The 23,432-nt window shown below is 67.2% G+C and carries 28 protein-coding genes and 3 pseudogenes; 19 read left to right on the forward strand and 12 right to left on the reverse strand.

Annotated elements, in window-relative coordinates; translation table 11 throughout:
* Positions 1–38 precede the first annotated feature (38 nt).
* Genes AB0I10_RS26580 through AB0I10_RS26595 form a run of 4 tightly spaced genes read left to right on the forward strand, consistent with a single transcriptional unit; the run spans position 39 to position 3,431 of the window.
* Positions 39–593, forward strand: a complete 555-nt coding sequence (locus AB0I10_RS26580) for a hypothetical protein (RefSeq protein WP_363155137.1) — start codon at positions 39–41, stop codon at positions 591–593.
* Positions 590–1,495 carry a DUF692 domain-containing protein gene (locus AB0I10_RS26585; protein WP_363155138.1) on the forward strand — a complete coding sequence of 302 codons (906 nt, stop codon included), beginning with the start codon at positions 590–592 and terminating at the stop codon, positions 1,493–1,495. The genes AB0I10_RS26580 and AB0I10_RS26585 overlap by 4 nt, the downstream gene beginning before the upstream one ends.
* A complete protein-coding gene (locus AB0I10_RS26590; protein WP_363155139.1) occupies positions 1,488–2,147 on the forward strand; it encodes a DNA-binding domain-containing protein in 660 nt (219 codons plus the stop codon). Before AB0I10_RS26585 ends, AB0I10_RS26590 begins: the two co-directional genes overlap by 8 nt.
* A gap of 36 nt (positions 2,148–2,183) precedes the next feature.
* A complete protein-coding gene (locus AB0I10_RS26595; protein ID WP_363155140.1) occupies positions 2,184–3,431 on the forward strand; it encodes a ferritin-like protein in 1,248 nt (415 codons plus the stop codon).
* A 190-nt stretch (positions 3,432–3,621) separates the two neighbouring features.
* Here AB0I10_RS26595 and AB0I10_RS26600 read toward each other — a convergent pair whose 3' ends face one another.
* The 3 genes from AB0I10_RS26600 to AB0I10_RS26610 all read right to left on the reverse strand — a co-directional run bounded on the left by AB0I10_RS26600 (position 3,622) and on the right by AB0I10_RS26610 (position 6,349).
* On the reverse strand, positions 3,622–4,047 hold the full coding sequence (locus AB0I10_RS26600) for a hypothetical protein (RefSeq protein WP_363155141.1): 426 nt from the start codon (positions 4,045–4,047) through the stop codon (positions 3,622–3,624).
* Positions 4,048–4,718: 671 nt separating this feature from the next.
* Complete coding sequence (locus tag AB0I10_RS26605; protein ID WP_363155142.1) at positions 4,719–6,080, reverse strand: serine hydrolase; 1,362 nt, start codon at positions 6,078–6,080, stop codon at positions 4,719–4,721.
* Between the two features lie 11 nt (positions 6,081–6,091).
* On the reverse strand, positions 6,092–6,349 hold the full coding sequence (locus AB0I10_RS26610) for a hypothetical protein (RefSeq protein ID WP_363155167.1): 258 nt from the start codon (positions 6,347–6,349) through the stop codon (positions 6,092–6,094).
* Positions 6,350–6,575: 226 nt separating this feature from the next.
* Here AB0I10_RS26610 and AB0I10_RS26615 point away from each other — a divergent pair, with 226 nt between their 5' ends.
* The 3 genes from AB0I10_RS26615 (at position 6,576) to AB0I10_RS26625 (ending at position 8,161) form a co-directional block, all read left to right on the forward strand.
* Complete coding sequence (locus tag AB0I10_RS26615) at positions 6,576–7,520, forward strand: helix-turn-helix domain-containing protein (RefSeq protein WP_363155143.1); 945 nt, start codon at positions 6,576–6,578, stop codon at positions 7,518–7,520.
* Between the two features lie 80 nt (positions 7,521–7,600).
* Positions 7,601–7,768, forward strand: a complete 168-nt coding sequence (locus AB0I10_RS26620; protein ID WP_363155144.1) for a hypothetical protein — start codon at positions 7,601–7,603, stop codon at positions 7,766–7,768.
* 81 nt (positions 7,769–7,849) lie between these two features.
* Entirely contained in the window at positions 7,850–8,161 is a 312-nt protein-coding gene (locus tag AB0I10_RS26625) for a hypothetical protein (protein WP_363155145.1), read from the forward strand.
* Between the two features lie 84 nt (positions 8,162–8,245).
* Here the strand turns inward: AB0I10_RS26625 and AB0I10_RS26630 are convergent.
* The 4 genes and pseudogenes from AB0I10_RS26630 to AB0I10_RS26645 all read right to left on the reverse strand — a co-directional run.
* A pseudogene (locus tag AB0I10_RS26630) lies at positions 8,246–8,344 on the reverse strand (N-acetyltransferase); the annotation flags it as partial.
* A 179-nt stretch (positions 8,345–8,523) separates the two neighbouring features.
* Complete coding sequence (locus tag AB0I10_RS26635; protein ID WP_363155146.1) at positions 8,524–9,225, reverse strand: hypothetical protein; 702 nt, start codon at positions 9,223–9,225, stop codon at positions 8,524–8,526.
* A 52-nt stretch (positions 9,226–9,277) separates the two neighbouring features.
* Positions 9,278–10,021: a hypothetical protein gene (locus AB0I10_RS26640; RefSeq protein WP_363155147.1), complete on the reverse strand. Its 744-nt coding sequence runs from the start codon at positions 10,019–10,021 to the stop codon at positions 9,278–9,280.
* A gap of 158 nt (positions 10,022–10,179) precedes the next feature.
* Entirely contained in the window at positions 10,180–11,703 is a 1,524-nt protein-coding gene (locus tag AB0I10_RS26645; protein ID WP_363155149.1) for an MFS transporter, read from the reverse strand.
* A 103-nt stretch (positions 11,704–11,806) separates the two neighbouring features.
* Between AB0I10_RS26645 and AB0I10_RS26650 the strand changes: the two genes are divergently transcribed.
* The gene (locus AB0I10_RS26650; RefSeq protein WP_363155150.1) at positions 11,807–12,706 is read left to right on the forward strand and encodes a helix-turn-helix transcriptional regulator; all 900 of its coding nucleotides are present in this window, start codon (positions 11,807–11,809) and stop codon (positions 12,704–12,706) included.
* On the opposite strand, the gene AB0I10_RS26655 is transcribed toward AB0I10_RS26650, so the two are convergent.
* The gene (locus AB0I10_RS26655) at positions 12,652–12,810 is read right to left on the reverse strand and encodes a zf-HC2 domain-containing protein (RefSeq protein ID WP_363155151.1); all 159 of its coding nucleotides are present in this window, start codon (positions 12,808–12,810) and stop codon (positions 12,652–12,654) included. The two genes, AB0I10_RS26650 and AB0I10_RS26655, sit on opposite strands and share 55 nt — an antisense overlap.
* Before the next feature lie 59 nt (positions 12,811–12,869).
* Positions 12,870–13,007: pseudogene (locus AB0I10_RS26660) on the reverse strand (TetR family transcriptional regulator); the annotation flags it as partial.
* Positions 13,008–13,046: 39 nt separating this feature from the next.
* Between AB0I10_RS26660 and AB0I10_RS26665 the strand changes: the two are divergent.
* The 7 genes and pseudogenes from AB0I10_RS26665 to AB0I10_RS26695 form a co-directional block, all read left to right on the forward strand.
* A pseudogene (locus AB0I10_RS26665) lies at positions 13,047–13,253 on the forward strand (IS5/IS1182 family transposase); the annotation flags it as partial.
* Between the two features lie 61 nt (positions 13,254–13,314).
* Entirely contained in the window at positions 13,315–13,755 is a 441-nt protein-coding gene (locus AB0I10_RS26670) for an SPASM domain-containing protein (protein WP_363155152.1), read from the forward strand.
* 313 nt (positions 13,756–14,068) lie between these two features.
* Entirely contained in the window at positions 14,069–14,881 is an 813-nt protein-coding gene (locus AB0I10_RS26675; protein WP_363155153.1) for a phytanoyl-CoA dioxygenase family protein, read from the forward strand.
* 126 nt (positions 14,882–15,007) lie between these two features.
* Positions 15,008–15,376: a transposase gene (locus AB0I10_RS26680; protein WP_363155154.1), complete on the forward strand. Its 369-nt coding sequence runs from the start codon at positions 15,008–15,010 to the stop codon at positions 15,374–15,376.
* A complete protein-coding gene (locus AB0I10_RS26685) occupies positions 15,337–15,852 on the forward strand; it encodes a hypothetical protein (protein WP_363155155.1) in 516 nt (171 codons plus the stop codon). The genes AB0I10_RS26680 and AB0I10_RS26685 overlap by 40 nt, the downstream gene beginning before the upstream one ends.
* Before the next feature lie 232 nt (positions 15,853–16,084).
* Positions 16,085–16,450 carry a DUF1330 domain-containing protein gene (locus AB0I10_RS26690; RefSeq protein WP_363155156.1) on the forward strand — a complete coding sequence of 122 codons (366 nt, stop codon included), beginning with the start codon at positions 16,085–16,087 and terminating at the stop codon, positions 16,448–16,450.
* 221 nt (positions 16,451–16,671) lie between these two features.
* On the forward strand, positions 16,672–16,905 hold the full coding sequence (locus AB0I10_RS26695) for a hypothetical protein (RefSeq protein ID WP_363155157.1): 234 nt from the start codon (positions 16,672–16,674) through the stop codon (positions 16,903–16,905).
* Here the strand turns inward: AB0I10_RS26695 and AB0I10_RS26700 are convergent.
* A complete protein-coding gene (locus tag AB0I10_RS26700) occupies positions 16,902–17,561 on the reverse strand; it encodes a TetR/AcrR family transcriptional regulator (RefSeq protein ID WP_363155168.1) in 660 nt (219 codons plus the stop codon). The two genes, AB0I10_RS26695 and AB0I10_RS26700, sit on opposite strands and share 4 nt — an antisense overlap.
* 152 nt (positions 17,562–17,713) lie before the next feature.
* Between AB0I10_RS26700 and AB0I10_RS26705 the strand changes: the two genes are divergently transcribed.
* The 3 genes from AB0I10_RS26705 to AB0I10_RS26715 all read left to right on the forward strand — a co-directional run bounded on the left by AB0I10_RS26705 (position 17,714) and on the right by AB0I10_RS26715 (position 20,637).
* Positions 17,714–18,745 carry a medium chain dehydrogenase/reductase family protein gene (locus tag AB0I10_RS26705; protein ID WP_363155158.1) on the forward strand — a complete coding sequence of 344 codons (1,032 nt, stop codon included), beginning with the start codon at positions 17,714–17,716 and terminating at the stop codon, positions 18,743–18,745.
* 212 nt (positions 18,746–18,957) lie between these two features.
* Positions 18,958–19,629, forward strand: a complete 672-nt coding sequence (locus AB0I10_RS26710; protein ID WP_363155159.1) for a HEAT repeat domain-containing protein — start codon at positions 18,958–18,960, stop codon at positions 19,627–19,629.
* A 3-nt stretch (positions 19,630–19,632) separates the two neighbouring features.
* Positions 19,633–20,637, forward strand: a complete 1,005-nt coding sequence (locus tag AB0I10_RS26715) for a MerR family transcriptional regulator (RefSeq protein WP_363155160.1) — start codon at positions 19,633–19,635, stop codon at positions 20,635–20,637.
* Positions 20,638–20,899: 262 nt separating this feature from the next.
* Here the strand turns inward: AB0I10_RS26715 and AB0I10_RS26720 are convergent, their stop codons facing one another.
* Positions 20,900–21,424: an ATP-binding protein gene (locus AB0I10_RS26720; RefSeq protein WP_363155161.1), complete on the reverse strand. Its 525-nt coding sequence runs from the start codon at positions 21,422–21,424 to the stop codon at positions 20,900–20,902.
* A 143-nt stretch (positions 21,425–21,567) separates the two neighbouring features.
* Here AB0I10_RS26720 and AB0I10_RS26725 point away from each other — a divergent pair, with 143 nt between their 5' ends.
* The gene (locus AB0I10_RS26725) at positions 21,568–22,770 is read left to right on the forward strand and encodes a hypothetical protein (protein WP_363155162.1); all 1,203 of its coding nucleotides are present in this window, start codon (positions 21,568–21,570) and stop codon (positions 22,768–22,770) included.
* 302 nt (positions 22,771–23,072) lie between these two features.
* Here the strand turns inward: AB0I10_RS26725 and AB0I10_RS26730 are convergent.
* Positions 23,073–23,432: VOC family protein (locus AB0I10_RS26730; RefSeq protein ID WP_363155163.1), on the reverse strand; the 360-nt coding region annotated here is incomplete at its 5' end.

A 23,432-nucleotide genomic window follows, 5' to 3' on the forward strand; every position in this document is an offset into this window, starting at 1 on the left:
CCGGGGCCGAGGGACCGAGGAGAGAAAGGAGAGCGGACATGGACGCATCGCAGCCCGACGGCCACAAGCGCTTGAGCGCCGAGGAGGTCTCCCTGCTCATGGAGGGCGGGGAGATCGGCGCCAGCAAGCGGGCGGGGGCCCGGGAGGCCACCCCGTACTTCATCGAGCCGTCAAAGCTCCAGAAGGAGATCGAGCTTCATGTGTGCATGGGGCTGAACTCCTGCGAGGGACACGGCGTCGACGGCACCGGCGACATGGCCGGCATGGGGCAGTGCGCGACCGTTTTCCACGTTTGCCACGGCGGCAACGAGTGCCGCGACCAAGGCGGTTGCGGATACAGCGGCAGCGACGTGGAGCAGGCCAAACCCGGCAATCAGGAGTGCCGTTGGAACGGCAGCTGCGCCAGCCCCATCAATGAGGGGAGAGTGCATGCCGCCGGGCCCTATCGCGGCACGAGCGTCTGGAAACGGGCTCGCAAGATCTTCGAGGAGCGGATGTACGCCGCCGGCAGACCCTTCGGCCCCTCCCCCGGCGAAGGTTTCCCCGACGACATGGTGCCCCGGTACGAAGAGAAGCGGACGATTCCCGCGTGACCGTGCGCGATGCCCCGGCGGCGGAGCCCGCGCCACAGCGCACCACTGCGTATCCCTTGCCGGAAAGCGACGTGGGATTCGGCCTCGGGCTGCGCACCCCGCACCTACGGCACGTGCTGACGCACTGGCCGCAGGTGGACTGGTTCGAGATCATCTCCGAGAACTTCATGGACTCGGGCGGATATCCGCGCTACGCGCTCGACCGGATCGCCGAACGCTATCCGGTGGTCATGCACGGCGTCTCGCTGTCCATCGGCAGCACCGACCCGCTCGACCGCGACTATCTCGCCCGACTGCGTCGCCTGGCCACCGCGACCGGAGCGCGCTGGGTCTCCGACCACATCTGCTGGACGGGGGTGGCCGGGCTCAACACCCACGACCTGCTGCCCGTCCCGTTCACCGAGGAGTCCCTGGCCCACATGGTCCGCCGGGTACGGGCCGTGCAGGACTTCCTGGAACGTCCGCTCGTGCTGGAGAACCCCAGCAGTTATGCGGAGTTCACCGGATCTGAGATGAGCGAGTGGGAGTTCGTCTCCCGGCTGGCCGACGAGTCCGGCTGCGGGCTGCTGTTGGACGTCAACAACGTCTACGTCTCCTCCGTCAACCACGGCTTCGACCCCGAGGCGTACGTACGGGCGCTGCCGCACGACCGCGTGGTGCAGATCCATCTCGCCGGCCACACCCACCTCGGCACCCATATCGTCGACACCCACGACCGGCCCGTGGCCGACCCGGTGTGGCGGCTGTACCGGCTGGCGACCTCCCTGACGGGGCCGGTCGCCACCCTGCTCGAATGGGACGACCGCATCCCGGCCTTCCCCGAACTGCTCGATGAGCTGGCCAAGGCACGCCGGCACACCGACGCCGTGCGCGACGAGGGGGCGCGAGTGCTCTGTGGCTAGTCCGCCCGTCACCCTGGCCGACACCCAGCGCTGGTTCCAGCGCGCCGTCCTCGACCCCGGCGGACCAACGGACTCCGTCGACGAAGTCCTCACTCCCTCCGGGGAGTTGAGCGCACGACAGCGGCTCGACGTCTACCGGCGCGGCTACCGCCTGCGCCTGCTGGAGACGATGCGCGGCCTGCACCCCGCCCTGCGCGCCCTGCTGGGCCCCGACCTCTTCGACGACTTCGCGCTCGACTACCTCGACACCTGCCCATCCCGCTCTTACACCCTCTTCCAGCTGGACGCACGGTTCACCGATCACCTCGCCACCCGCCGACCTGACCGCGGCCTGACGGGTGGCCGGCGCGAGGGCTGGGTGGACGTGATCGTCGACCTCGCCCGCTACGAGCGGGCCTTCGCCGAGGTCTACGACGACCCCGGTCCGGCGACCGCCCCGTTCCTGCGGGTGCTGCGGGTGTGCGCGCCCGTGCACACCTACCACGCGGCGGTCCGGCACGGCCTGCCCGCCGAACCGCCCGTCCCCGGCCGCGAGCCCGTGCACCTGGCCCTCTCCCGGCGTGACTATGCGGTCGTCACGAACGAACTGGAGCCGGATGCCTACCAGTTGCTGTCGTCGCGACTCACCAAGGGCCTCCCGCCCCGTTCATGACTCTCGTCAAACCCCGTGAGTGAAGGAGCCTCCACGATGGTCACCGAAACCCCCACCCAGGAACTGGTACCGCCGGTCATGTCCCTGGCTCCGGTGAACCCCCTCGAAGACCTCAAGAATCTCGGCCAACTCCAGAACCACCTGATCCAGGCCGCCTACCTGGAGATGTCGACGGTCCCGATGTATCTCTACGCGATGTTCTCGCTTGAGACGCGCGGCTACTCCCAGTGGGCCCCGGGGATGGGCGCCTTCCGGCTGATCCGCAGCATCGTGGTCGAGGAGATGTTGCACCTGTCCCTGGTCCGGAACCTCCTGGTCGCCATCGGCGGCCGGAACAGGATCAAGTTCTACGACAAGGACTTCATGCCGAAGTACCCGTCACTCATGCTCCACCGATGGCCCGAGCTGATGTTGCATCTCGGGCCCTGCACCAAGAAGTTGGTCAAGGACGTCTTCATGGAGTTCGAACTCCCGAAACAGGATCTGACCACTCTCGAAGCGGTCCCCGACGGCTGGTACCGGACCATCGGCGAGTTCTACGAGGGCGTGGGCAAGCGTCTCGCCGCCCTCGACCAGAGCACCGGGGGCGCCATCTGGGAACTCAACGAAGCGAAGTACCAGTACGTGGACGCGTACTGGAACAAAGACGGCGGTGGCGGGCCGGTCCTTGTGCACGATCTCAAGAGCGCGCAGGACGCCATGAAAATCATCGTGGAGCAGGGAGAGGGAATCGACCCCAAGAACCCCTCGGTACCGATCGACCCGCTCAAACCGACGCCGGGACTCGACGAGTTGCCGCACTACACGAAGTTCAAGCGGATCGCCGACGGGGTCGAACCGCTGGGGTTCGTGTACAACCTGCCGACCGACCCGAAAACCGCGGAGCACTACGACCCGAAGACGGAGCCCGAGGCCCACAGCATCAACAACCTGTTCAACGCGGCGTACTGCTACACGATGCACATGCTCGACGTCATCTACGACACCTCGTGGGAGGGCATGGAGGCGAACAAGCAGAACCACCGCTACCACTTGGAGCGCACGTTCATCTCGCTCATGCAGGGCGTGCTGGTGACCGTGGCCGAGACCATGGTCACCAGCCCGCTCAACATCACCACCATGATTCAGGAGCACGCGGCGCCGACGTTCGAGTTCTACCAGTTGCCCGCGACGGGCAAGAAGGCCCACCTCATCAAGCTGTGCGAGCAGGCTATGCACTACTTCCCGAAGCTCGGCGGTGACAACAGCGTGCTGTGGCTGCTGAACAAGATGCCGGACGTCTGACCCCTGGCACGCGCTGGTGGGTCCGCTCCGGTCCGGGGCGGACCCACCGGCATCGTCGCCTCCCCCTGCGGCCGGGACCCGGATGCTGTGAACCAACGCCAACTTCCCCCGAACACGGTTCACTTCGTGTGCATCCACACACTCAACATGCTCCTGATCAAGCGCGACAGGAAGACCTAACGAAGCCCTATTAGATCCCGGCACCAGGAAGAGAGATGGCGCGGAACATTTCGTCGCCAAGCTGATCCCGGATCAGAGTGTCGATCTTGTTGGCTTGCGGAACATGAACAAAGGGCCTCCATGGATAAATGCGGTCATTGATCCATGGCGTCTTCCAGTCAGTCGTAGAGGTGAAGAAGTTCTGGGCAAACTTCGCTGTGCGCGATGCCGGAAATTCATCCTCAACCTCCAGGCATCCACTCACACATACATCTACATACGACTGAACAATGGGGAATTCCCGACTGACGTATCTACGTGACGTGCTTCCGAAGTACCAGAACTTTCCGGGTGGTGGAGCCGATCTGCCGTCCAGCATGGTGATGTCACCAGCAGGGATGCGGATCAGCTGGTACCGCTGCTCTCTATCGGCAAATGCCTTCAATTCATCGTGCACCACCTGGAAGATTACGCCGTTGCAGGTCGAGCTCCGATCCGGAAGAGCTCCCAAATAAGTGGGACCCCAGCTGGCAGTGTCAACCCGGTCGTACCAGCCACGCGTAATGCCCTGGACGGATACCGGGAAGGACTTTCCGGCTTTCGGCCAGGTCTCCTACCGGGATTCCTTTTGAATCAAGGATCCGTATCCGAAAACATACTGACTGCTGGAATCGGATTCCCTTGCTTCGGCATCTGCCGAGCCCTGCCGAATGGTGCAACCCGTGGCAGTCACACCGAGACCCGAGATTGCAATACCCCCGATACCCCCGAGTATCACACGCCGTCCCACTTCGGCAGAGCACTTCATGACCATCATGCTTCCGCCCTGGCAGCGGGGTGCCGAGAGCGACGCGCAGGGCCTTCGGGTTGTTGTCCACACGGCTGGGCCAGTCGGGGATCAGAAACACCTGCTGATCTTGACCGGCGGCCGGCCCCGTCATCACCGACTTCACACTGCACACCGTGCTCCGCAGGCGGGCGAACGGCGAGTCCGTCGAGCAGGTCCAGGCCGACCTGTTATCCCCACCGGCAAGCGCAAGGGACAGAACCCCTCCGTCGCCAGCATCTACCGGGTTCCTCCGGATCACCGTGCGGGCCAGATGAAGATGCCGGGGGGGTGGATTGCGGTCACCCTACTCGTGGGTTCACCCGGCTGTTGGTGTGGAGGTACTGGGCGGCTCCGTTCGTGAAGTCGTAGATCGCGACCGTCTGGGTGTCCTCCAGTGAGTCCGCCGACGGCATCAGGAAATGGGTGTCGCTCACCGGGAGCAATCCGTATCTGATGCGGTCCGGTTTCTGGAGGAACTCTGCCTGCATCGGGTCGAGGACCAAGGTCAGGTACAACTTCCCACCTTCGGCCGTCAACTCGTACCGAGCCCCGGGGCTCTCGTAGACGCCTACGTACCCGGACAGGTCGAGGTGCCGCGTCGGATCGGGTTTCGGCAGGTCCGGGATGGTGACTGTGCCGAGGTCGGTCAGGATCTCGTTGAACACCGCCTGGTAGAAGCTTTCCCGCGGTCCGCCGTTCGTGAGCATCGCGATGGCGGTGTTCGTTTCCGGCAGGATCCGCAGTCGAGCGTTCTGGCCGATCGTGCTGCCGTCGGTCGCGTAGACGGTTTCGCCGTGCCAGTCGCACACGATGAGACCGAGCGCCCATTCCGGCCCGAACATGTAGGGATCGGGTACAGGCACCCGCGAGCGCATCATCTCTCGGACGCTTGCGGCCGAGACGATGTGCTGTCCGTTCGGCGCCCTGCCTTCGTTGAGGAGGACGTGCGCCATCGTGAGCACTTCCCGGGTCGTCGAGGTGATGTTGCCGCCGGGGCCGAAGGCACGCGGTAGGTGGTCCACCGGCGTGACGAGTGGACCCTCTTCCAGGGACCGGATCAGGTGTCCGGTCGCGGCCCGGGTTTCGTCTACCTGCTCGCGTCGGCTGTTCGTGCTGGTCAGGCCCATGGGGTCGAAGAGGCGATCCCGCATGACGTCGTCCCAGCGACTGCCGTCGTGCACCTCCAGGATCCGCGCGAGGATCGCGTAACCGAGCGCCGCGCTGTACCCGTGAGTGTGACCCAGCGGGAAGACCTGTGGCGCGTCGGTGATGTTTTCGACCATGCGCTCGTAGACGTCGTCGCCTTCACCGGGATCGCCGTAGGCTTCCTCGATGCCGTTGGTGTGGCATAGCAGGTGACGAGGTGTGACCTTGGCGGTTGTCTCGGGATCGGCGACCGTGAAACCGGGCAGATAGGTCCGCACCGGCTCGTCCAGGCTGACTTTGCCCTCGTCGACGAGTTGCATGAAGGCCAGCGCGGTCCAGGTCTTGGTCATGGAGCCGCACTGGTAAACGGTGTCCGTGGTCGCGGGTTCCCGCGTTTCCACGTTCTTGACGCCGACCGCGAACTCGGCAATCTCTTCGTCGTGGAGCACGCCGATCGCGGCGCTCGGGATGCCGTATTGCGGCAGGAGTGCGGAGACATGGGCCTGGATCCGCATCGCGTCGATTGTCATCGCGGGAGCCCGACCGCGTTCGCGGCGTCCGCTTCGAAGTACTCCGTCGTGGCGTAGGGCCCGGCGTGTGTCTCGAAGAAGTCCCGGACACCGTCGATGGAGTCGTGGGTGATGATGTTCACCGCCTTGGCCCCGTCCTTGCTCGCGACCGCCAGCTTCCATTTGGCGCCCTTGGGGAGCTTGGCGTGTGCCTTCTTCAGGCCACTCCAGAACTTTCCTTCATCCGAGACGGTCGACACGATCATCACGTGCATCACGGTTGCCTCCTCTTTCCAGGTGAGTCTTGCCGGCTGAGTCTTTCCGGCTGAGTCTTTCCGGGTGAGGAAAAGCTACGTTGCGTTTCAAGCTCGGTCAACGAAATCAGCCCATAAAATGCTAGCTAGAGGCCTATCGTTGCAACAGAGTTGTGAGCTAACGCAACTCCTTCAACCAGGTCGTTGCACTGTACTGTTGATGAATGCAAGGGGAGGAGGTGTGCCGGTGCCAGGAGGCAGGCTGACCCACGAGGACCGCCGGCGGATCGCGGCGTGGCTGGCCGACGGGCTCGGGTACGCCGAGATCGGGCGACGACTTGGCCGGCCGACGTCCACGATCAGTCGCGAGGTGGCACGCAACGGCGACCCCGGCGACTATCTGGCCGACCACGCACAGCAGGCCGCCGGCCACCGTGCCCGCCGGCGCAAGCCGGTCCGGACGGCCGAGCCGGTGGCCGACGGGCAGCCGACCGAGGCGGTGCGCGGCTTCGTGGACGATTTCGCGACCCTGCTGGCCGCGACCGGCCTGCCTCGGATGACCGCCCGGGTGTTCGTCTGCCTGCTCGCTGCTGACGCCGACGGGCTGACGGCAGCAGACCTCGTGCGCCGGCTGCGGGTCAGCCCGGCATCGGTGTCCAAGTCCATCGGTTCCCTCGAATCCATGAGGTTGGTTGTGCGTCAACCGGATCCCGTCGGGCGTCGCGAGCGGTACGTCATCGACGACGACGTCTGGCTCCGGGCGTGGCAGGCCGACACCGGTGCACACAGCGAGGTCGCGACCGCCGCACAGCGGGGCATCGAGATCTTCGGCGCCGACACGACCGCCGGCGCCCGGCTCGGCAAGATGAGCCAGTTCTTCGCCCGGATCAGCGAGCAGATGAGCGGCAGCGCCCTCGGCGAGACTGTCATGCATGACGCGCTGACCGTGCTCGCCGCCCTCGTGCACGCCGGTCGACCGCTCACCCTGGGGGTGCTGGCCAGCGCACTCGACTGGCCCCGGGACCGAACCGCCGCCGCCCTGGAAGCGATCCGACGTCAACCGGCCATCGCCGACCCTCTCGCCCTGCGGGTCATCACACCCGAGACATACGCCCTCACTACGAGACCGGACCGCCTGAGCCCGGCACAACGCGAAGCACTTGAGATGCATCTCCGGGATCGAACTCCGTGATCACGTCGACCGGGACATCCTGCTGGAGCGTGGCCAGTTCGCAAGTCCCGCGCAGGGCAGGATCGTAGAACGGTCGCGGCATGCGCTTCGCCAGGGGCGCGCGGGCCGACATCCTTCCCACCGATGAGGTTGTGTTCAGCATGCGCCCGCGCCGCATGTTCGCCAACACTGTGGCCAGCGAGCAGGAACAGCTGCGCGTCTGCGCGTTCTGCTGCATGGCCGGTGGCGCTGGGCGCTGCGGGCGGTGATGGTGCTCCTGTCGCTACCCGGCGCGCTCCGATCGTCCATGGCCCGAACGGGGCATCAGCAGGCGTGTGAGAGGGTGCGGCATGATCCGCTACCTGCGATTCTTCTTCGAGGCCGGCGTCCGGCACAGCCCGCTGTGGCCGGAAGACATGCCCAGCCCGTACGGCAACCCCTGCGAACTGGAGCGCCTGCCGATCAGCCCGACTTCCCGGGCCGAGCTGGCGAGGTTGTGCGAGTGGTACCAGTCGTCGATCGACTGGGATTACCCGCCGAATCCGTCCCCATGGTCCGAAGAGGAACTACAACTGTTCAAGCAGCAGATGTACACCGCACTGGAGGCGCTGCGCCGTGAGTTGGGTGCAGGCTGGGTGGTCCGGGACGAAAGCCTGTTGTGACGGAGCGCCGAGGTGGCGGGCGTTGGCGTTGCGCCAGCGTAGGCGGCGGTGGGCCTGTCTGTTGGATCGCTTGATCCAGAGGGCGAGCGCGGTGTCCGCCTCCCGGATCGGCCGCAGGTGAAGCGCGGTGTTGGGTACGGGCACGTGGACGGGGTGGACGAAGTCGTCAGGCAGCCAACTCATAAGGGCCGAGGCTTCAACGGGTCGGCGCGGAATGATCCAGGCACCGCCGCCGCCATTTGCCGAGCCCAACGCCCTCGCAGGCGCCCGGCCGAACCGCACCCCGCAGCACGCCGCAAGCTCGCCCCGCAGACGCCCGACAACACACGGCTCGGGGATAAAGGGGAACGCTGCGCCTTGTGTTAGCGCCAGATCGCCGTGCGCCAGCGGAGGCCGGGGGTGAGGTGCTTCAGGTAGCGGGCGTCGGTCACCGTGAAGGTGATGTCGGCGTACGGCTGTTTCTCGAAGGGGCGGGTGTTGAGCAACTCCCAGCCCTCGCTGTACAGGTCCACCTCCCCTTCCTCGAACCAGTCCTCCTGCGCCATCTCCTCGTCGGTCAGCGGGTTCCCGTCGTTGAACTGGAAGACCTCGCTGTGCAGCGGAACGTTCCGCAGCGGGCTGACCTCGTAGGAGGTGACGATCGAGGGGGCGTGGTGGACCAGGTCCTCCTCCGGGACGTCCACGCTGAAGTAGGGGGAGATCCCGTCGTTATCGGGGCCGCCGCGGAGCTTCCCGGGCACGTTCTTCACGTGCTGGCGTGGTTCGAGGAGGGTCTGGCCGTCGTACGAAAGGAGGTAGCCGTCCTCGTTGACGCGTATCTGTCGTCGGCAGTAGATCATCGCCTCCATCTCGGGGCGCTGTGCGGTGACGAAGGGATCCTCGTCACCGAGCTCCGCGGTGCTGGGGGCTTCGTCGTCCTCCGGGAACCAGGTCTCGAAGATCAACGACACGGGAAATGTCCGGCCCTTGGGGACTGAGGCGGCGTCGGGGTTGATGATGTGGACCCGCCCGCGGAAGGTGGTGCCCTCCACGGCGTCGACGGAGATGGTGAACAGGTCAGTCACGGGAGGTGTCATCCTTCTCTTGGTAGGTTTTTCAGGCGCGTGTGACGAGTTCTCAGCACACATGCCCGGTCATGGTCGTATCCCAGCGCATACCGGCGACCATGTGCTCCAGGTAGCCCGCGTCGCGGACCGTCACCACGATCTCTGCGTAAGGGAGCTCAGCAAAGGAGCGGTCCTCAAACAGATCCCACACGCCGTAGTCGTCCAGATCGGCGGGGCCGTCCAGCTTCTCCGGATCCCAGGACTCGTCCGGGTCCTTCAGCGCTGCGACCTCACTCAGTAGCGGGACGTTTCGGTACGGGCTGATGTCATAGGAGGTCACGATGTCGGCGGCGCGTTGTGAGAACTCCTCGGCGTTGCCGGGAGTCATGACGTAGTGCGAAGTGCCGTCGTATCCGCTGCCCCCGTCCAACTCGTACCCGTCTTTCGCCTTGCGTCTGGGTTCGAGCACGGTCTTGCCGTCGTCCGCGAGCAGGTATCCGTCCTTGGTGACCCTTATGCGCTTGCCGAGGATGATGTCGAAGAGTTTCGAGAACTCGTCCTTCAGCCGCATGCCTGCCACGATGTCCTTGCCCTGCTCCTCCGTGAACGGGTACCGCTCTCCGCCTTCATCGTCTTCATCGTCTTCGTTGTGCAGAAACCCGTTATCCAGGTTCCACCAGGCGTCGGCCAGGAGGGACAGGGGAAAGACGGTCTCCTGTGGCACGGATGGGACGTCGGGGTTGACGATGTGCACCCTCCCACGGAGGGTCGAGCCCTCGACGGAGTCGACGGACACGGTGAAGATTGTGGTCACGCTGGGGCGCCCCTTCAGTCGGAAGCGGTGGTCACACTTGATCACCAGTCAGTCCGGATAGTAGACATCCGCACTGACACTCGCTCCTGGCGTCAGGCATGCGCCACGCATGCGATGCCTACTGGCGGATGTTCCAAGCGGGGAGTTGGCATGGGTCATCAAACGCTGCTTTCTGCGATGGTGTCCTGGCCCAGGGGGCCCGGACAGGCGTCGTCGGTGCTGGTGAAAGCCCTCGGCAGGTGACGCAGGGCGAAGACGCCGAGTGCGGCGTGGAGGATGCCCGCGATGACGGCAGCGGCGTGCAGACCGGTGACGAAGGCTGACTTCGCATCGCCGATCACCGCGGGCGCGAGGCCGGGGATCTGGAGTGTCCCGTTGAGGGTGCCGGCCAGGTCAGGTCCCTGGAGCCGGAAGATCAGGGCGGCGAGCGAGCCGAGGAGCACGATGCCGAGGGCGTTCCCGATCTCGTTGCTGGTCTCGGCGATCGCTGCCGCGGACCCGGCGCGTTCTGCGGGTACTGCGGCGACGGCGGTGTCGGCGACGACGCTGAAGGAGATGCCGTAACCGATGCCGGCGATGACGGTGGATGCGACGTACCAGCCGATGCCGCCGGAGACGCTGGTGGCAAGCAGCAGGAGCAGACCTGCGGCGATGAAGAAGTGGCAGGTGACGAGTGCTGCCCGAGTGCCGATACGCGCGGCCAGTGCCGGTGTGATGATGCAGGTGACGGTGAGCACGACGGCGCCGGGGAGCGCGACGAGAGCCGCGTCCAGGACGGTCAGTCCAAGGACGGACTGGAGGTAGATGCCACCGAGGTAAGCCACTGCCGACCATGCGGCCAGAGGCAGAAGCCCGGTGATGACCGCGATCGTGAACACCCGGTCGCGGAAGAGGCGGAAGTCGATCAGCGGGTGTTCGAGGTGGAGTTGACGCCGGGCGAACCACCCCAGGGTGACGATGCCGACGATCCCTGTGGCCACCGGGAGCGGTGCCAGCCCCTCCGCGGCAACGTGCTTGATCGCGTAGACGGTCAGCAGAATGCCCGCAGCGGAGAGCAGAACACTCAAGACGTCGATGCGGCCGGTCCGTGAGGCATGTACCTCGCGGAGCAGAACCGGGGCCAGGACCAGGAACAGCACGACGACGGGGAGATTGATCAGGAAGACCGACCCCCACCAGAAGCTGCTCAGCAGCTGTCCGCCGACGACCGGGCCGATCGCGAAGCCGGCGGCAAAGGTGGCTGCGAAGACGCCGATCGCCATCGCCCGCCGGCGCGGGTCGGTGAACAGTTCGCTGAGTACCGCCAGCGCCGACGGCAGGAGCGTGGCACCGGCCACACCCATCAGCGCCCGGAAGGCAATCAGCAGTTCCGGCCCAGGGGCAAACGCCGCTCCCGCCGAGGCCGCGCCGAACACCGCCGCGCCGGTCATCAGAAGCTTCAGCCGCCCGTACCGGTCGCCGATGTTCCCGAACGCGATGAGCAGGGACCCGACGGCGAATCCATAGACATCCAGGATCCACAACGCCTGATCGGCAGTCGGCGACAGCGCCTCCGAGATCTTGGTCATCGCCAGAAACAGGACCGAACCATCCATCGCGACCAGCAGTACCGGCCCGAGCACCACCAGCAGACCGAACCACGCCCGCAGACCGGGCGAATGAGAAACACGCTGTTCATTCATGCATCCGACGGTGCGGTGCCGTCCGCCCGGCAACCATCCCCGCGTCATGGGTACACCTCGCAGGGACACCCAGACACGGACCGCAGCACCTACGCTCGCAGTCATGGAACTGGAGAGCCTCGGGGCCTATCTCAAGACCCGCCGCGACCGGGTCACACCCGCCGACGTCGGACTACGCACCTACGGCACCGCCCGCCGCGTACCGGGCCTGCGCCGCGAGGAACTCGCCCAGCTCGCCGGCGTCAGCGTCGGCTACTACACGCGGCTGGAACAAGGTCAGGCCGGTAAAGCCTCCCAACAAGTCCTCGGTGCGCTCGCAGGCGTGCTCCAACTCGATCCGGCCGAAACAGCCCACCTGCACAACCTCGCCCGACAACCCACCACATCACACCTGGTCCGCCCCCGCCCGGAACAGCCGCACCAACGGGTGCTCTCGCTCCTGGCGTCCCTGGGAGAGAGCACGCCGGCCGTCGTGCTCGGCCGCCGCGGCGACGTACTGGCCTGGAACCGCACCGGACATACCCTCGTCGCGGAGCACGTCGACTTCGAGGCGCCCCACGATCCCGCGCGGCGGCCGTCCATCCCCCGGATGTTCTTCCTCGACCCCCTCACCCAGGACCTTCACCAGAACTGGGATGAACTCGCCCGAATCCACGTCGCCTACCTGCGGCTCACCGCGGGCCGGTATCCCACCGACGCCCGGCTGGCCGAACTGATCGGCGAACTCGCCATGCGCAGCCGGGTCTTCGCCAAGCTGTGGGCCAAGGGCGACGTCGCCGACTGCACCGTGGGCACCATGCACCTGCAGCACCCGACCGTCGGCGCCGTCCACATCGACTATCAAGTGTGGCTCCAGCCCGAGAGCCCCGACCACCGGCTGGAGGTCTACACACCCAACGACACCGCCTCGGCCGACGCGCTGCGCCTGCTGTCCAACCAAGTCGCCGATCAGCAGAAACCCGAGGCCGCCCGCGACAAGTCACCCCAGTATCTGGACAGGTAACTGCTGCTGAGCACCACCAGATCAGCAACGCCCACGCTCTCCGCCGCGCAGCGTGCGCAGCCGGCCAGATGGTTCTCGACGGCCTTCCGGTCGGGCGGGTCCAACCGAGCACCCGCAGCACTTTTCGGACGCCATCATGACTCACGAGGCATCAGCCGCTTGGCTGGGTGCACACGGGCACGAGCCGGTCGAGGAAGTAGGCGTGCAGCGTGTCGAAGCCGGCGTTGTCGGACTACAGCACGGCAGCGAGTCCGTGCTTGGTGACCAGGAAATTAACGAAGAGGTTGATCCATCGCCCTAAGCGTGATGCAGAAGGCCGCGATCTGGCGATTTCCCTTGTATGGGTGGGGTGTTGAGGGCTGAGCCGTTGTGGGTGGAGACGTTCACCGGGCTTCGGATGGGGCAGTTCGGACACCTGCTGAAAGTGGTGCGCGAGCGGGGCGGCAACGGTCCCGGTGGCGGGCGGCCGTGGTGTCTGCCGCTGGCGGAACAGGTGCGGCTGGTGACGGTGTACTACCGCACGAACCTGACCATGCGGCCGCTGGCGCTGAAAGCGCAGCCTGCACATCAACTGGTACGGCGGCGAACCGTTGATGAACCTCAAGTTCATGGAGCGGGCATCCGCCGCCCTGCAAGAGTTCTGTGTGTCTTCGGTCTGCGGCGCGCTGGCCCCCGACTCCGCCGTCATCGGAGCGGACGGGCTGGAATACCGGTGCGGGCTTCAGGTAGGGGAGGCCCACCGTGCCGTCGGCGGACTGCCGGTCCGAAGGACCCTGCCGCCGTTGAACGCAGGCCTTTCTCCCTCGGCCGACGACGGTGAGTGGTGGGACGCGTTCAACCCGACGACGCTGCCGACGTGTTCCCGCTGCTCCTTCCTGCCGGTCTGCTGGGGCGGGTGCCCCAAGAGGTACCTCGACGGCAGCCGGACCGACATCGCCAACGAGGGCCGCTACTGGCGCATCAACCTCCCGCGCCAGATCGCGTCCGGCTTCGGTGAGCCGACCCCGGAGGGGTTCGCCTTCTCCGAGGCGGACCAGTTCCGCGACTAAGCGCCACCGCGAGCACCGCCGCCATCCGGGCCCCGGCACGGCCGGCCAGGGCCAGCGCGAGGGCCAGCAAGAGGTGGTGCAGTGACGGTGTTCTCCGCACGTAGCGGATGGTCAGGCCCTCGACCTGTTCGACGAACGTACGACGCGGGCACGTTGGCCGATCACAGATGAGTCGGCGCACCAACAAGTCGATGACCACCGGCCGCCCCGCGATTCTCAGAGGAGGGGGCAAGAAAGGGTTCGGCGAACACCCGACAAAGGCGGTGCGGAGAATGTCGGGTGATCGGGATCGGTGTTGCCGCACGATGGGGGCATGGATGACACGACCTTGGTATCCCGCTTCCTCCGCGACGGCTTCGTGAAGTTGAAGGGTGCCGTCGCGCCGCGCGTGGCCGCGGACTGCGCGCGCCTGCTGTGGCGAGAGACGGGCTGCGACCCGGACGATCCGGCGACGTGGACGCAGCCCGTGCACTGGGTGGCCGGCATGGCGCAGGGGCCGTTCGCCGCCGCACCCAACTCCCCGTCCCTGCAGCGCGCGTACGACCTGCTCGTCGGCGCGGGACGCTGGGAGCCGCGCTACTCGCTGGGTACGTTCCCGCTGCGCTTCCCGCACGAGGAGGAGCCGGACGACGCGGGCTGGCACATCGAGGGGAGCTATCTGCCGGAGGGCGAGAGCTGGTACTTCACCAATCTGCGCTCCCGGGGCCGGGCGCTGCTGATGCTGTTCCTGTTCAGCGAGGTCGGTGAGGAGGACGCCCCGACCCGGATCCGGGTCGGCTCACACCTCGACGTGCCGAAGGTGCTGGAGAAGTACGGGGAGGACGGGGCAAGCGGGCTGGCTCTTGCACCCGATCTGGTGGCGGCGTCCGACCACCGGCCACTCGCCCTCGCCACCGGGTCCCCGGGCGACGTCTTCCTGTGCCATCCGTTCCTGGTGCACGCGGCGCAACCGCATCATGGGGTGCGGCCGCGCTTCATGGCCCAGCCGCCGCTGATGCCGGCCGCACCTTACGAACTGGAGCGGGCCGACGGCGCGTACTCACCCGTGGAGATCGCGATCCGTCGGGGCCTGGGACACGACACCCCCGGTCCAGACGAGGACGGCACCGCCTGCAGCGCCGGGTAGACATGCGTCATCCGTTCCTGGAACTGGGCGGAGAACCCGTCAGCCGGGTGACGCTGATCAGCATGCTGATGGCCCTGCCGACGCGCCCGCCATCAGCTCGGCGGCGGCGGTCCACGGGTGCTGGGCGTGGACGACTTCGCTTTCCGCATGGGCAAGACCTACAGCACCATCCTGGTCGAGGCGTCGACGCCTCGACGCCTCGACGGTGATCGATTTCCTGGCCGATCGGTCTCCGACACCCTCATCGCGTGGCTGACCGAGCACCCCGGTGCCGAGGTCATCTGCCGTGACCGCGACAGTAGTTACAGCCGTGCCGCGGTCACGGCCTGCCCGAAGGGGGCGCAAATTGCTGATCGCTGGCACCTGCTCCAGAGCCTGTCGCCGGCCGTTGAACAGGTCTGCCACCAGCACCGCGGCTGCCTGAAGAAGCATGCGAACGCGGGCAGGACCGTCCCGTGCAGCTGCCGGTACTTGATGCTCTGCCGCCGACGCTGATCGTCCAGCGAGTCCTGAAACGGCACGTGAAGATCAACCGCATGGTCGCCGGCGGGTACCCGATCAGCGAGTTCGCCCGCCGTCTGGGCCTGGACCGCAAGACCGTGCGTCGCTACTACCGCGACATCGACCTGGACACCCTGCTCGCCTCCGCCCGCGACCGCCGCGGTGTCCCCCGCAACCGCTTCAAGCCCTTCCTTCAGGCCGAGTTCGCTGCCGGTCGCACCAACGGCACCGAGCTGTTCCAGCGCCTCCGTGAGCAGGGATATCGCGGCGGATACTCCACCCTCACCCGCAATCTCCGCACGGTCCGAGCCGGAACCGCACCTCCGGCGCCCGCCGAGATACCCAGCCCGCGCAGGATCAGCGGCAGATGTTCAACCGAGCCGGACTCCCGCTGCTGCGCAAGCGGATTCTCCTCGCGTGATCCTCATGACGCTCCGTCATGCTCGACAAGAATCTTGCCTGAACCTTGAATTCAGCCACCCCCTGCTCGGGTCATCTCAGACCTGCTCGCCTTGCTTGCTCAGCGCGTGGTCGCACGCTGATCTACGACGCCGAGGCCGGTGCCGGTGCCGGTGCCGGTGCCGGTGCCGAGAGAAGAACCCTTAGAAGAGGGCGGACATTACGTGCGAGGTAATCGCATCCCTGAGCCGCCCCCGGCTACGTTCGGTGCATCGCCCACCCCCGAACGAAGGGAACCCGACCGTGTCCGCTTACGGCTTTGCCCATCTTCGCAGCCGCCGCCATCACGCAGACATCATCGAGTATCTGGAGCGCATCCAGGCCACACTAGACCCCTTCGCCGGCCGCTTCGTCATCCACGGTCCGCCGAGCGAGGTGGTGGAGGGGGCATGGCCTGGCAGCATGGTGTTGATCGAGTTCCCCAGCCTGGGCGAGGCTCGCGCCTGGTACGACTCTCCCGCTTACCAGGAGATCCTGCGGCTTCGTACCGACCACATCGAGGGCGATTTGCTGTTGATCGAGGGTGTCGGGCCACACTACGACCCGGCCGAGCGGGCGAGTAAGTTGCGAGTCGAAGCGGAGCGGACGGAGTTGTCGGCTGCGCAGTGATGCCGCCTGTCTTCTCGGTGCGCGATGTGGCACCCCAGACGGCGGGGGCGCGCGTTCGGCGTACCACGGGACGTACCAACCGCCCGCGCCCCGCGGTCCGGTGCACGGAGCGGTGGCATCCATGGTCTCTCCCTCAACTCCTCCACACGGCAACGTTTTCGAGCCCACGTGGTGTGCGGGGCGGGACCGTCCACACGTCCCGCCGTGCGCAGGCCGAGTCCGTGGGCGCACACCTGAAGTACGTCGACAGCGACCTGCAGTTGTGGCGGACCACCTCGCTGAGGGTCCCGGCCGACAGCTGGGAGGCCAACAACAAGAAGGTGCGGCTGCGCGCCGAGAACGGCTCCTACCGGGACGCCGAGGGCAGCGGCGCCAACAACCTCACCAACGCCATCGTCCGTCCGCGTAAGCACACAGGCGCCCCCGTCCGGCAACCGCCAGTCGGGGCACATTAGTTGGCGGTGAGGCCGTCCAGTTCGGCCGCGAAGAGCAGGGCGGGATCGAAGCCCATCCCAGTGAAGTGGCCGGCGAGTTCCAAGGACAGCACGCCGTGCAACCGGGTCCAGAACGACAGCGCCCGGTGCAGCGCGGCGGGCGACGCGTCATGGTCGCCCGCCCACTCCCGGTGGCCTTCGAGGTGCTCGTCGAGGGGAGGCACGGAGGACCCGGTGCCGGGCAGCGCGGCGCAGGCGTCGAGGAGGGTCGTCATGATGTCCGACGCGAGCGCGGTGACGTCATCCGGGGCGTGGTAGCCGGGTACCGGGGTGCCGTAGACGAGGAAGTACCGCTGGGGGTGTTCGAGGGCCCAGGCGCGCAGGGCGTGCGCGAGCGCCGTGAGGTCGGCGCCGGACTTGCTGGACTTGGCGGTGTCCCGGAAAGCGCCGGCCAGGCTGCTGTACGCGTCCCGGATCAGTTCGGTGATCAACTCGTCTCGGCTGGCAAAGTAGCGGTAGAGCGCGGGTCCGCTCATGCCCATCTGCTTGGCGATCGCGTTGAGGGAGAGTGCGGACGCGCCCGCGGTCGCGATCTGCTCCCAGGCCCGCTCCTTGACCTCTGCGCGTACCTGCTGCCGATAGCGCTCGCGCGGGGTCGTTGTGCCGCTCTTGGCCATGGTGTGCCGCCCTCCCCCACCCGTGGGTGCCATGCATTCAAGATTTAGTTAGAAGCTATCACGGAAGTCTTGACGGCCCCCTCCGGGAGAGTTACAACTTATAACGAACGAGAAAGCTTCTAACGAAATGATGCGGACCAGTGGAGGTCGCCATGAACGCCGAAGGACTCGTCGAGGTCGTCCTGCCGGGCAAGGTCGAGCCGGAGGGCCTGGAGCTTCGGCACGGAGCCGTCCCGGTCGCGGGCCCCGGTCAGGTCGTGATCCGGATGGAGGCGACCGGCGTCTCCTTCGCCGAGCAGCAGATGCGCCGCGGCCGCTACTACGACCAGCCGCCATTCCCCTTCGTCCCCGGCTACGACCTGGTCGGCACGGTGCAGGCAGCCGGCGAGGGCGTCGACCCCGGCCTGGTCGGCGTGCGGGTGGCGGCCCTGCTCAAGGTCGGCGGCTGGGCCAGCCACGTGGTCGTGGACGCAGCGGACGTGGTCGAGGTCCCCGAGGGTGTCGATGCCGCCGAGGCGGAGACCGTCGTCGTCAACGGCATCACCGCCTGGCAGATGCTGCACCGCAAGGCCCGCATCCGCGCGGGGCAGACAATCCTGGTCCACGGCGCCAACGGCGGGGTCGGCTCGGTGCTGGTCCAACTCGCCCACGCGGCGGGCGTCAAGGTGATCGGCACGGCCTCCGCGCGTCACCAGGACGCCCTGCGCGCCCTGGGCGTGACTCCCGTCGACTACCGGACCGAGGACGTGCCCACCCGCGTCCGGGAACTCGCCCCCGGCGGCGTGGACGCGGTCTTCGACCACATCGGCGGACGCAGCATCACCGACTCATGGCATCTGTTGGCCCCTGGCGGCACGCTGGTCTCGTACGGCAGCGCCTCCACCCGCGACGACACGGGCTCCAAGCAGTGGCCCGTTCTGAAGATCCTCGGCCGCGTGTGGCTGTGGAACAGCCTGCCCAACGGCCGCCGCGCCTACTTCTTCAACGTCTGGGCCGGCCGCGCCTTCAACAAGTCCGCCTTCCGCGACCGGCTGCGCACCGACCTCACCCAGGTCTTCGCCGCCCTCCGGCGCGGCGATGTCGCCGCCCACATCGCCGCCCAACTCCCACTCGCCCAGGCCGCGGACGCCATGCGGCTCGCGGAATCCGGCACCGTCACCGGCAAGGTCGTGCTCAACCCGTGACACGGCGGCTGCTCACGGTCGGCCAGGAGCTCTGGCCGACCGCAGCGCGCGGCGCAGGGCACCTGGCAACTTCACGATCCACAGTGCTCAAAGGGCACGCTCGGGACGCAGCAGGTGACTGGTGATCGCGCAGCGAGCCCTGTTTGGCCTTGACACAGTTTGACCTTGACACAGTGACAGGGCCTTCACTGCTCGCCAAGGAGGTGGTCTCGATGACGATCACGAGACAGGACAGGTATGCGATACGAGCGCTCCAGGGGCTGGAGGACGGCCGTTCGTCCGTGCGACTGCGGGCTGCTCTGGCGGTCGGCACGACGCCTGACCCGCGCTTCGTCGACAAGCTCATCGAGCGATGCGCGGTCGAGCCCGAGTTTTTCGTCCGCGACATGCTGACCTGGGCGCTCACCCGCCACCCTGCTTCCACGACGCTTCCCGAGCTGCTCCGCGAAGTCCGCTCGGAGCGTGCGCAGGCACGGAGTCAGGCGCTGCACACACTGTCCAAGATCGGGGACCGGCAGGCGTGGCCGGCGATCACACGGGCGCTGCTGTCCGACGCCGACGACGAGGTGGCGCGGAGCGCCTGGCGGGCCGCGGTCGTGCTCGTGCCGGAAGGCGAGGAGTCCGCGTTGGCCACGGTGTTGGCGACGCAGCTCGGGCGCGGTGAGCGGGAGACGCAGCGGAGTCTCAGCCGGGCGCTGGTCGCGCTGGGTGAAGTGATTGTGCCGGCTCTGCGTGCTGCGACGACGGCCCCTGACCCGCGCATCCGCGCGCACGCGCTCGCCACACAACGGCTGCTGCGTGAGCCGGACGCCGGATTCGAGTTCGCGATCGAGGAAGCGAAGCGCGTCGTGGCCCTCGGCGGGTCCGGCCAGGAGGGACGATAAGACGTGTTGATCGGTGAGGTGGCGCGGCGGTCCGGGGTCAGTGCCCGCATGCTCAGGCATTACGAGTCGCTCGGCCTGGTGAGGCCTTCGGGTCGTACGGGCTCCGGCTATCGGGAGTACTCCAGAGAGGACGTCCGGCGGATCTTCCATATCGAGAGCCTGCGGTCGCTCGGGCTGTCGCTGCGTGAGATCGGGCGCGCGCTCGACGATCCCGGCTTCACGCCCTCGGCGCTCGTGGGCGACCTCATGCGTCAGACACGTGAACGCATCGCGGCCGAGACCGAGTTGCTCACGCGGCTGCGCCGGATCGATGCCGCGGACCCCGCCGGCTGGGAGGACGTCCTCCAGGTCGTTGCGCTCCTCCAGGCACTGGGGTCGAAGAGCGCCGAGGCACGCCAGCGCGCGGCCCTTTCCTCGGTCGACGAGGTTCCGGTGCCGGTGGAGGCCCTGGTCGAGGCGGCACTGAGCGAGACGGAGCCGAACGTCGCCGGAGCCCTTCGATGGGCGCTGGCGCGATCGGGCGACGGCGGCTCGGCGCTGCTGGCGGAGGGCCTCGGCTCACCGGTGGCCACGGTGCGGGAACGTGCCGTTCAGTCCCTCGCCGAGATGCCCGGTGATGAGGCCACCGCGCAGCTGCGGGATGCCCTCGCGAACCCCGACGTCGTGGTCCGCGGGTATGCGGCTCTGGCGCTCGGGACACGTGGTGTGGCCGATGCGGTCCCGACGCTCATCGACATGATCGTGGGGGGAAGGAACGACACCGATGCGGCCGATGCGCTGAGCGTGCTGGCGAGCGACACCGCGACGGCGGATCAGATCGCGACCGGGCTCGTCGACCGCCTCGCCCACGACACCACTGAGGCGCCCGCACGCGGACGGCTGACCCAGGCGCTGGCGGGCATCCCGGGGAGGACGGCGTCACGTGCCCTCGTGGAGCTGTCGCACGACGGGGACCGTGCCGTTTCACTGACTGCGGCGTACCTTCTTCAGCTACGCGACACACGGTGACGGACCTCTCCTGGGGTGCCGCGTACGCGGCCCGCGGGGGGGGGCGGGAGGGGTCCCGGACCTATCACCGTCCACCGAGGGGGGCTCGCCCCCGAATGACCAGGTCGGCAGCGCTCACCCCATCTGGCTGCGACTTTTCGGTGTAGATGACACCGCGGTGCTGGGCTGAGCTGGGCCCTGGTTGAGCCTGTTCGCACTACTCGACACCGGAAGGTCGTTCATTGTTTGCCACCTGCGCCTGTTCTCGCGTGGCGGGCGGACCTCAACTCTTGACGGCCTCTGCGATCTGCAGGGCGGCCTGGGCGGGCGTGAGGTGCGTGGTGTCGACGACCTCGGCCTCACCGTGTAGCCACGTGCGGGCCGCCTCGGCGTAGGGCTCAAGGTATTTGAGACGGAACGGGGAGTTGGGGCCAAGAACAGTGTCGCCCGCGATGCGCTCACGGAGGGTGCCCTGGTCGGCGTGGAGGACGAAGTGCCGTACCGGAATGGCATGTTGGGCGAGGCCCGTGCTGATCTCGCGCCAGTACTGCTCGACCAGGACAGTCATGGGCATCACCAGAGTGCCGCCGGTGTAGTCGAGTACGCGGCGGGCGGTCTCGACCACGAGCGGCCGCCATGGCGGCCAGTGCTGGAAGTTGTCCGTCCCGGGCAGCCCCGGCGTGATGTCCATGAGTGTCTCGCCGACCTTCTCGGCGTCGAACACCCGTGAATCCGGGATCAGCTGCTGCACGAGTGCACTGGTCGTCGTCTTGCCTGCGCCGTGGGTACCGTTGAGCCATACGATCACGGGACCCGAGGCTAGCGCAGTGCGGGCCGCGGGAACGGGCACAGCAGAGATCCGGTACCAACTGAAGCGCTCCTATCGATTGAGTCGCGATCCAGACCGGGCCGTTACCGGCCTGTAAGTCGCACCGCGCAAGCTGTTGCCGCATGTATCCACTCCCCCGCCGCCTTGCCGCCATTCCGGCCCTTCTCTGCGTGGTCGCCCTGCTGCTCACGGCTGCGGGGTGCGGCACGGACTCGGATCCGACCGGCTCCCGGTCCACGGGCTCCCTCACTTGGGAGTTCGAGCACATCGCGGACTTCAGGGGAACGCTCACCGATGTCGCCGTCCTGGCCGAGGACGACATCTGGGCGGTCGGGACCGAGACCGACGGCGGGTCCAACACCCACCTGCTGCACTACGACGGTAGGCAGTGGAAACGCGAGCCCCTTCCCGAAGCTCTCGGCACCACCGACTATCCGCCACTGCTCGAAGAGGTCGGCGAGGAAACGCTGTGGCTGCGGCCGCGGCCCTACAAAGAGGTCACCGGCGTGAACCCCTGGGCACGGTGGGACGGCACCCGCTGGTCCGCGGTGCCGAATCCCCCGCCAGGCAAAGTCGGGGACTTCAGGGCCGCGGACTTCGAGGCCGCGGGCCCGGACGACATCTGGGCCCTCGACGGCGAGCAGACCGCCCAGCACTGGGACGGCACCCACTGGACCGCGACCCGGCTACCGTACGGCGCCTCCGATCTCGCCGTCGTGGGACCGGACGACGTCTGGGCGGTCGGCAGTCGCTCGACCGGGCCGGGCACCGAGCTGAGCGGCGAGCGGTACAGCCAGCCCGCCTCGATGCACTGGGACGGCACGTCTTGGAAGTCGGTGGAGACTCCACAGGCCCGCTTCGAGGAGCCGATCCCGCCGGAGCCGAGCGCCGGCCTCGACCAGGTCTTCGCGCTCGACAGCGGTGAGGTGCGCGCGTACGGCAACAACACCTTCAATCACGGCGAGGTCGAGGACGAACCCGCGGACGAGCACATCCGGCTGCGCTGGGACGGCTCGAAGTGGGACGAGCAGAAGCCCGCGCCCGGCGAGTGCGCTCAGCGGACGCCGGTGGGGCAGGACGACGAGGGCCTGTTCCTCAACGGCAACTGGTACCTGACCGACGACGGCCGGTGTGTCAAGATCAAGCGCCACCGCCTGCCGCTGTCAACCGGTGCCCGCAAGGGGTCGAACCAGCAGTTGTGGCTGGAGGAGATCCACCGGGTGCCCGGCACCGACGAGTGGCTGGGGGCCGGACACGTCCAGGTAAACCAGTCCGGCGATCCCTTCGGCGCCCCCGTCGTCGTACGCCTGAAGCGCGGCGGCTGACCTTCACGGTCGGCGGCCGGCCGAGAAGATCAGCCGCCGCTCGCACGTGAATATGGCTGGACCTCTGCTTCCCCATCTAGATCTAGCAGGCGGGTGCAGCAATGCGTCCCCGCAGAGTTCTCCGGATTCGCCTGGTTTCTCGGGACAGAGTTCTCTGGCCATGCCAGGTGCCACACCGCCGAGTTCAACCAAGCCATGTTCGGCGGGGCGGAGTTGTCCAGTGACGCGAGGTTCCTCGGTGCGCAGTTCACCAGCCATGAGCACACAAAGCTCACGTGTCGGGGTGTCGTTAAGGCTCCGCGTCAGGACGGGGCGAGGACGCAGAACTCGTGGCCCTCTGCGTCGGTCAGGCACGTCCATGGGACGTCGCCCTGGCCGAGGTCGAGGTCGGTGGCGCCGAGGGCCCGCAGCCGGGCCACCTCCGCCGCTTTGTCGTCACCGGGGTACGGCAGCAGGTCAAGATGGACGCGGTCTGGCACGGCCTTCACGTCGGACGTGCGGAGGAACTCGAGATACGGGCCGACACCCTTGGCGGAGCGCAGCACCGCATGTTCGTCGGTCACCTCATGCAGGGTCCAGTCCATCGCCTCGCCCCAGAACCGGGCCATGGCCCGCGGATCCGCGCAGTCGACCACCACCGCGGCGATCGGCCCAGTGTCCCG

The organism is Streptomyces sp. NPDC050636, from assembly GCF_040654775.1.
In the GTDB taxonomy this organism is placed as follows: Bacteria; Actinomycetota; Actinomycetes; order Streptomycetales; family Streptomycetaceae; genus Streptomyces.

Excerpts from the sequence above, each read along its gene's own strand:
- AB0I10_RS26580 (WP_363155137.1), top strand. The coding sequence starts at position 39 with ATGGACGCATCGCAGCCCGACGGCCACAAGCGCTTGAGCGCCGAGGAG.
- AB0I10_RS26595 (WP_363155140.1), top strand. The coding sequence starts at position 2,184 with ATGGTCACCGAAACCCCCACCCAGGAACTGGTACCGCCGGTCATGTCC.
- AB0I10_RS26605 (WP_363155142.1), bottom strand. The coding sequence starts at position 6,080 with ATGCGGATCCAGGCCCATGTCTCCGCACTCCTGCCGCAATACGGCATC.
- AB0I10_RS26610 (WP_363155167.1), bottom strand. The coding sequence starts at position 6,349 with ATGCACGTGATGATCGTGTCGACCGTCTCGGATGAAGGAAAGTTCTGG.
- AB0I10_RS26620 (WP_363155144.1), top strand. The coding sequence starts at position 7,601 with ATGCGCTTCGCCAGGGGCGCGCGGGCCGACATCCTTCCCACCGATGAG.
- AB0I10_RS26625 (WP_363155145.1), top strand. The coding sequence starts at position 7,850 with ATGATCCGCTACCTGCGATTCTTCTTCGAGGCCGGCGTCCGGCACAGC.
- AB0I10_RS26645 (WP_363155149.1), bottom strand. The coding sequence starts at position 11,703 with ATGAATGAACAGCGTGTTTCTCATTCGCCCGGTCTGCGGGCGTGGTTC.
- AB0I10_RS26650 (WP_363155150.1), top strand. The coding sequence starts at position 11,807 with ATGGAACTGGAGAGCCTCGGGGCCTATCTCAAGACCCGCCGCGACCGG.
- AB0I10_RS26670 (WP_363155152.1), top strand. The coding sequence starts at position 13,315 with ATGGAGCGGGCATCCGCCGCCCTGCAAGAGTTCTGTGTGTCTTCGGTC.
- AB0I10_RS26675 (WP_363155153.1), top strand. The coding sequence starts at position 14,069 with ATGGATGACACGACCTTGGTATCCCGCTTCCTCCGCGACGGCTTCGTG.
- AB0I10_RS26700 (WP_363155168.1), bottom strand. The coding sequence starts at position 17,561 with ATGGCCAAGAGCGGCACAACGACCCCGCGCGAGCGCTATCGGCAGCAG.
- AB0I10_RS26705 (WP_363155158.1), top strand. The coding sequence starts at position 17,714 with ATGAACGCCGAAGGACTCGTCGAGGTCGTCCTGCCGGGCAAGGTCGAG.
- AB0I10_RS26710 (WP_363155159.1), top strand. The coding sequence starts at position 18,958 with ATGACGATCACGAGACAGGACAGGTATGCGATACGAGCGCTCCAGGGG.
- AB0I10_RS26725 (WP_363155162.1), top strand. The coding sequence starts at position 21,568 with ATGTATCCACTCCCCCGCCGCCTTGCCGCCATTCCGGCCCTTCTCTGC.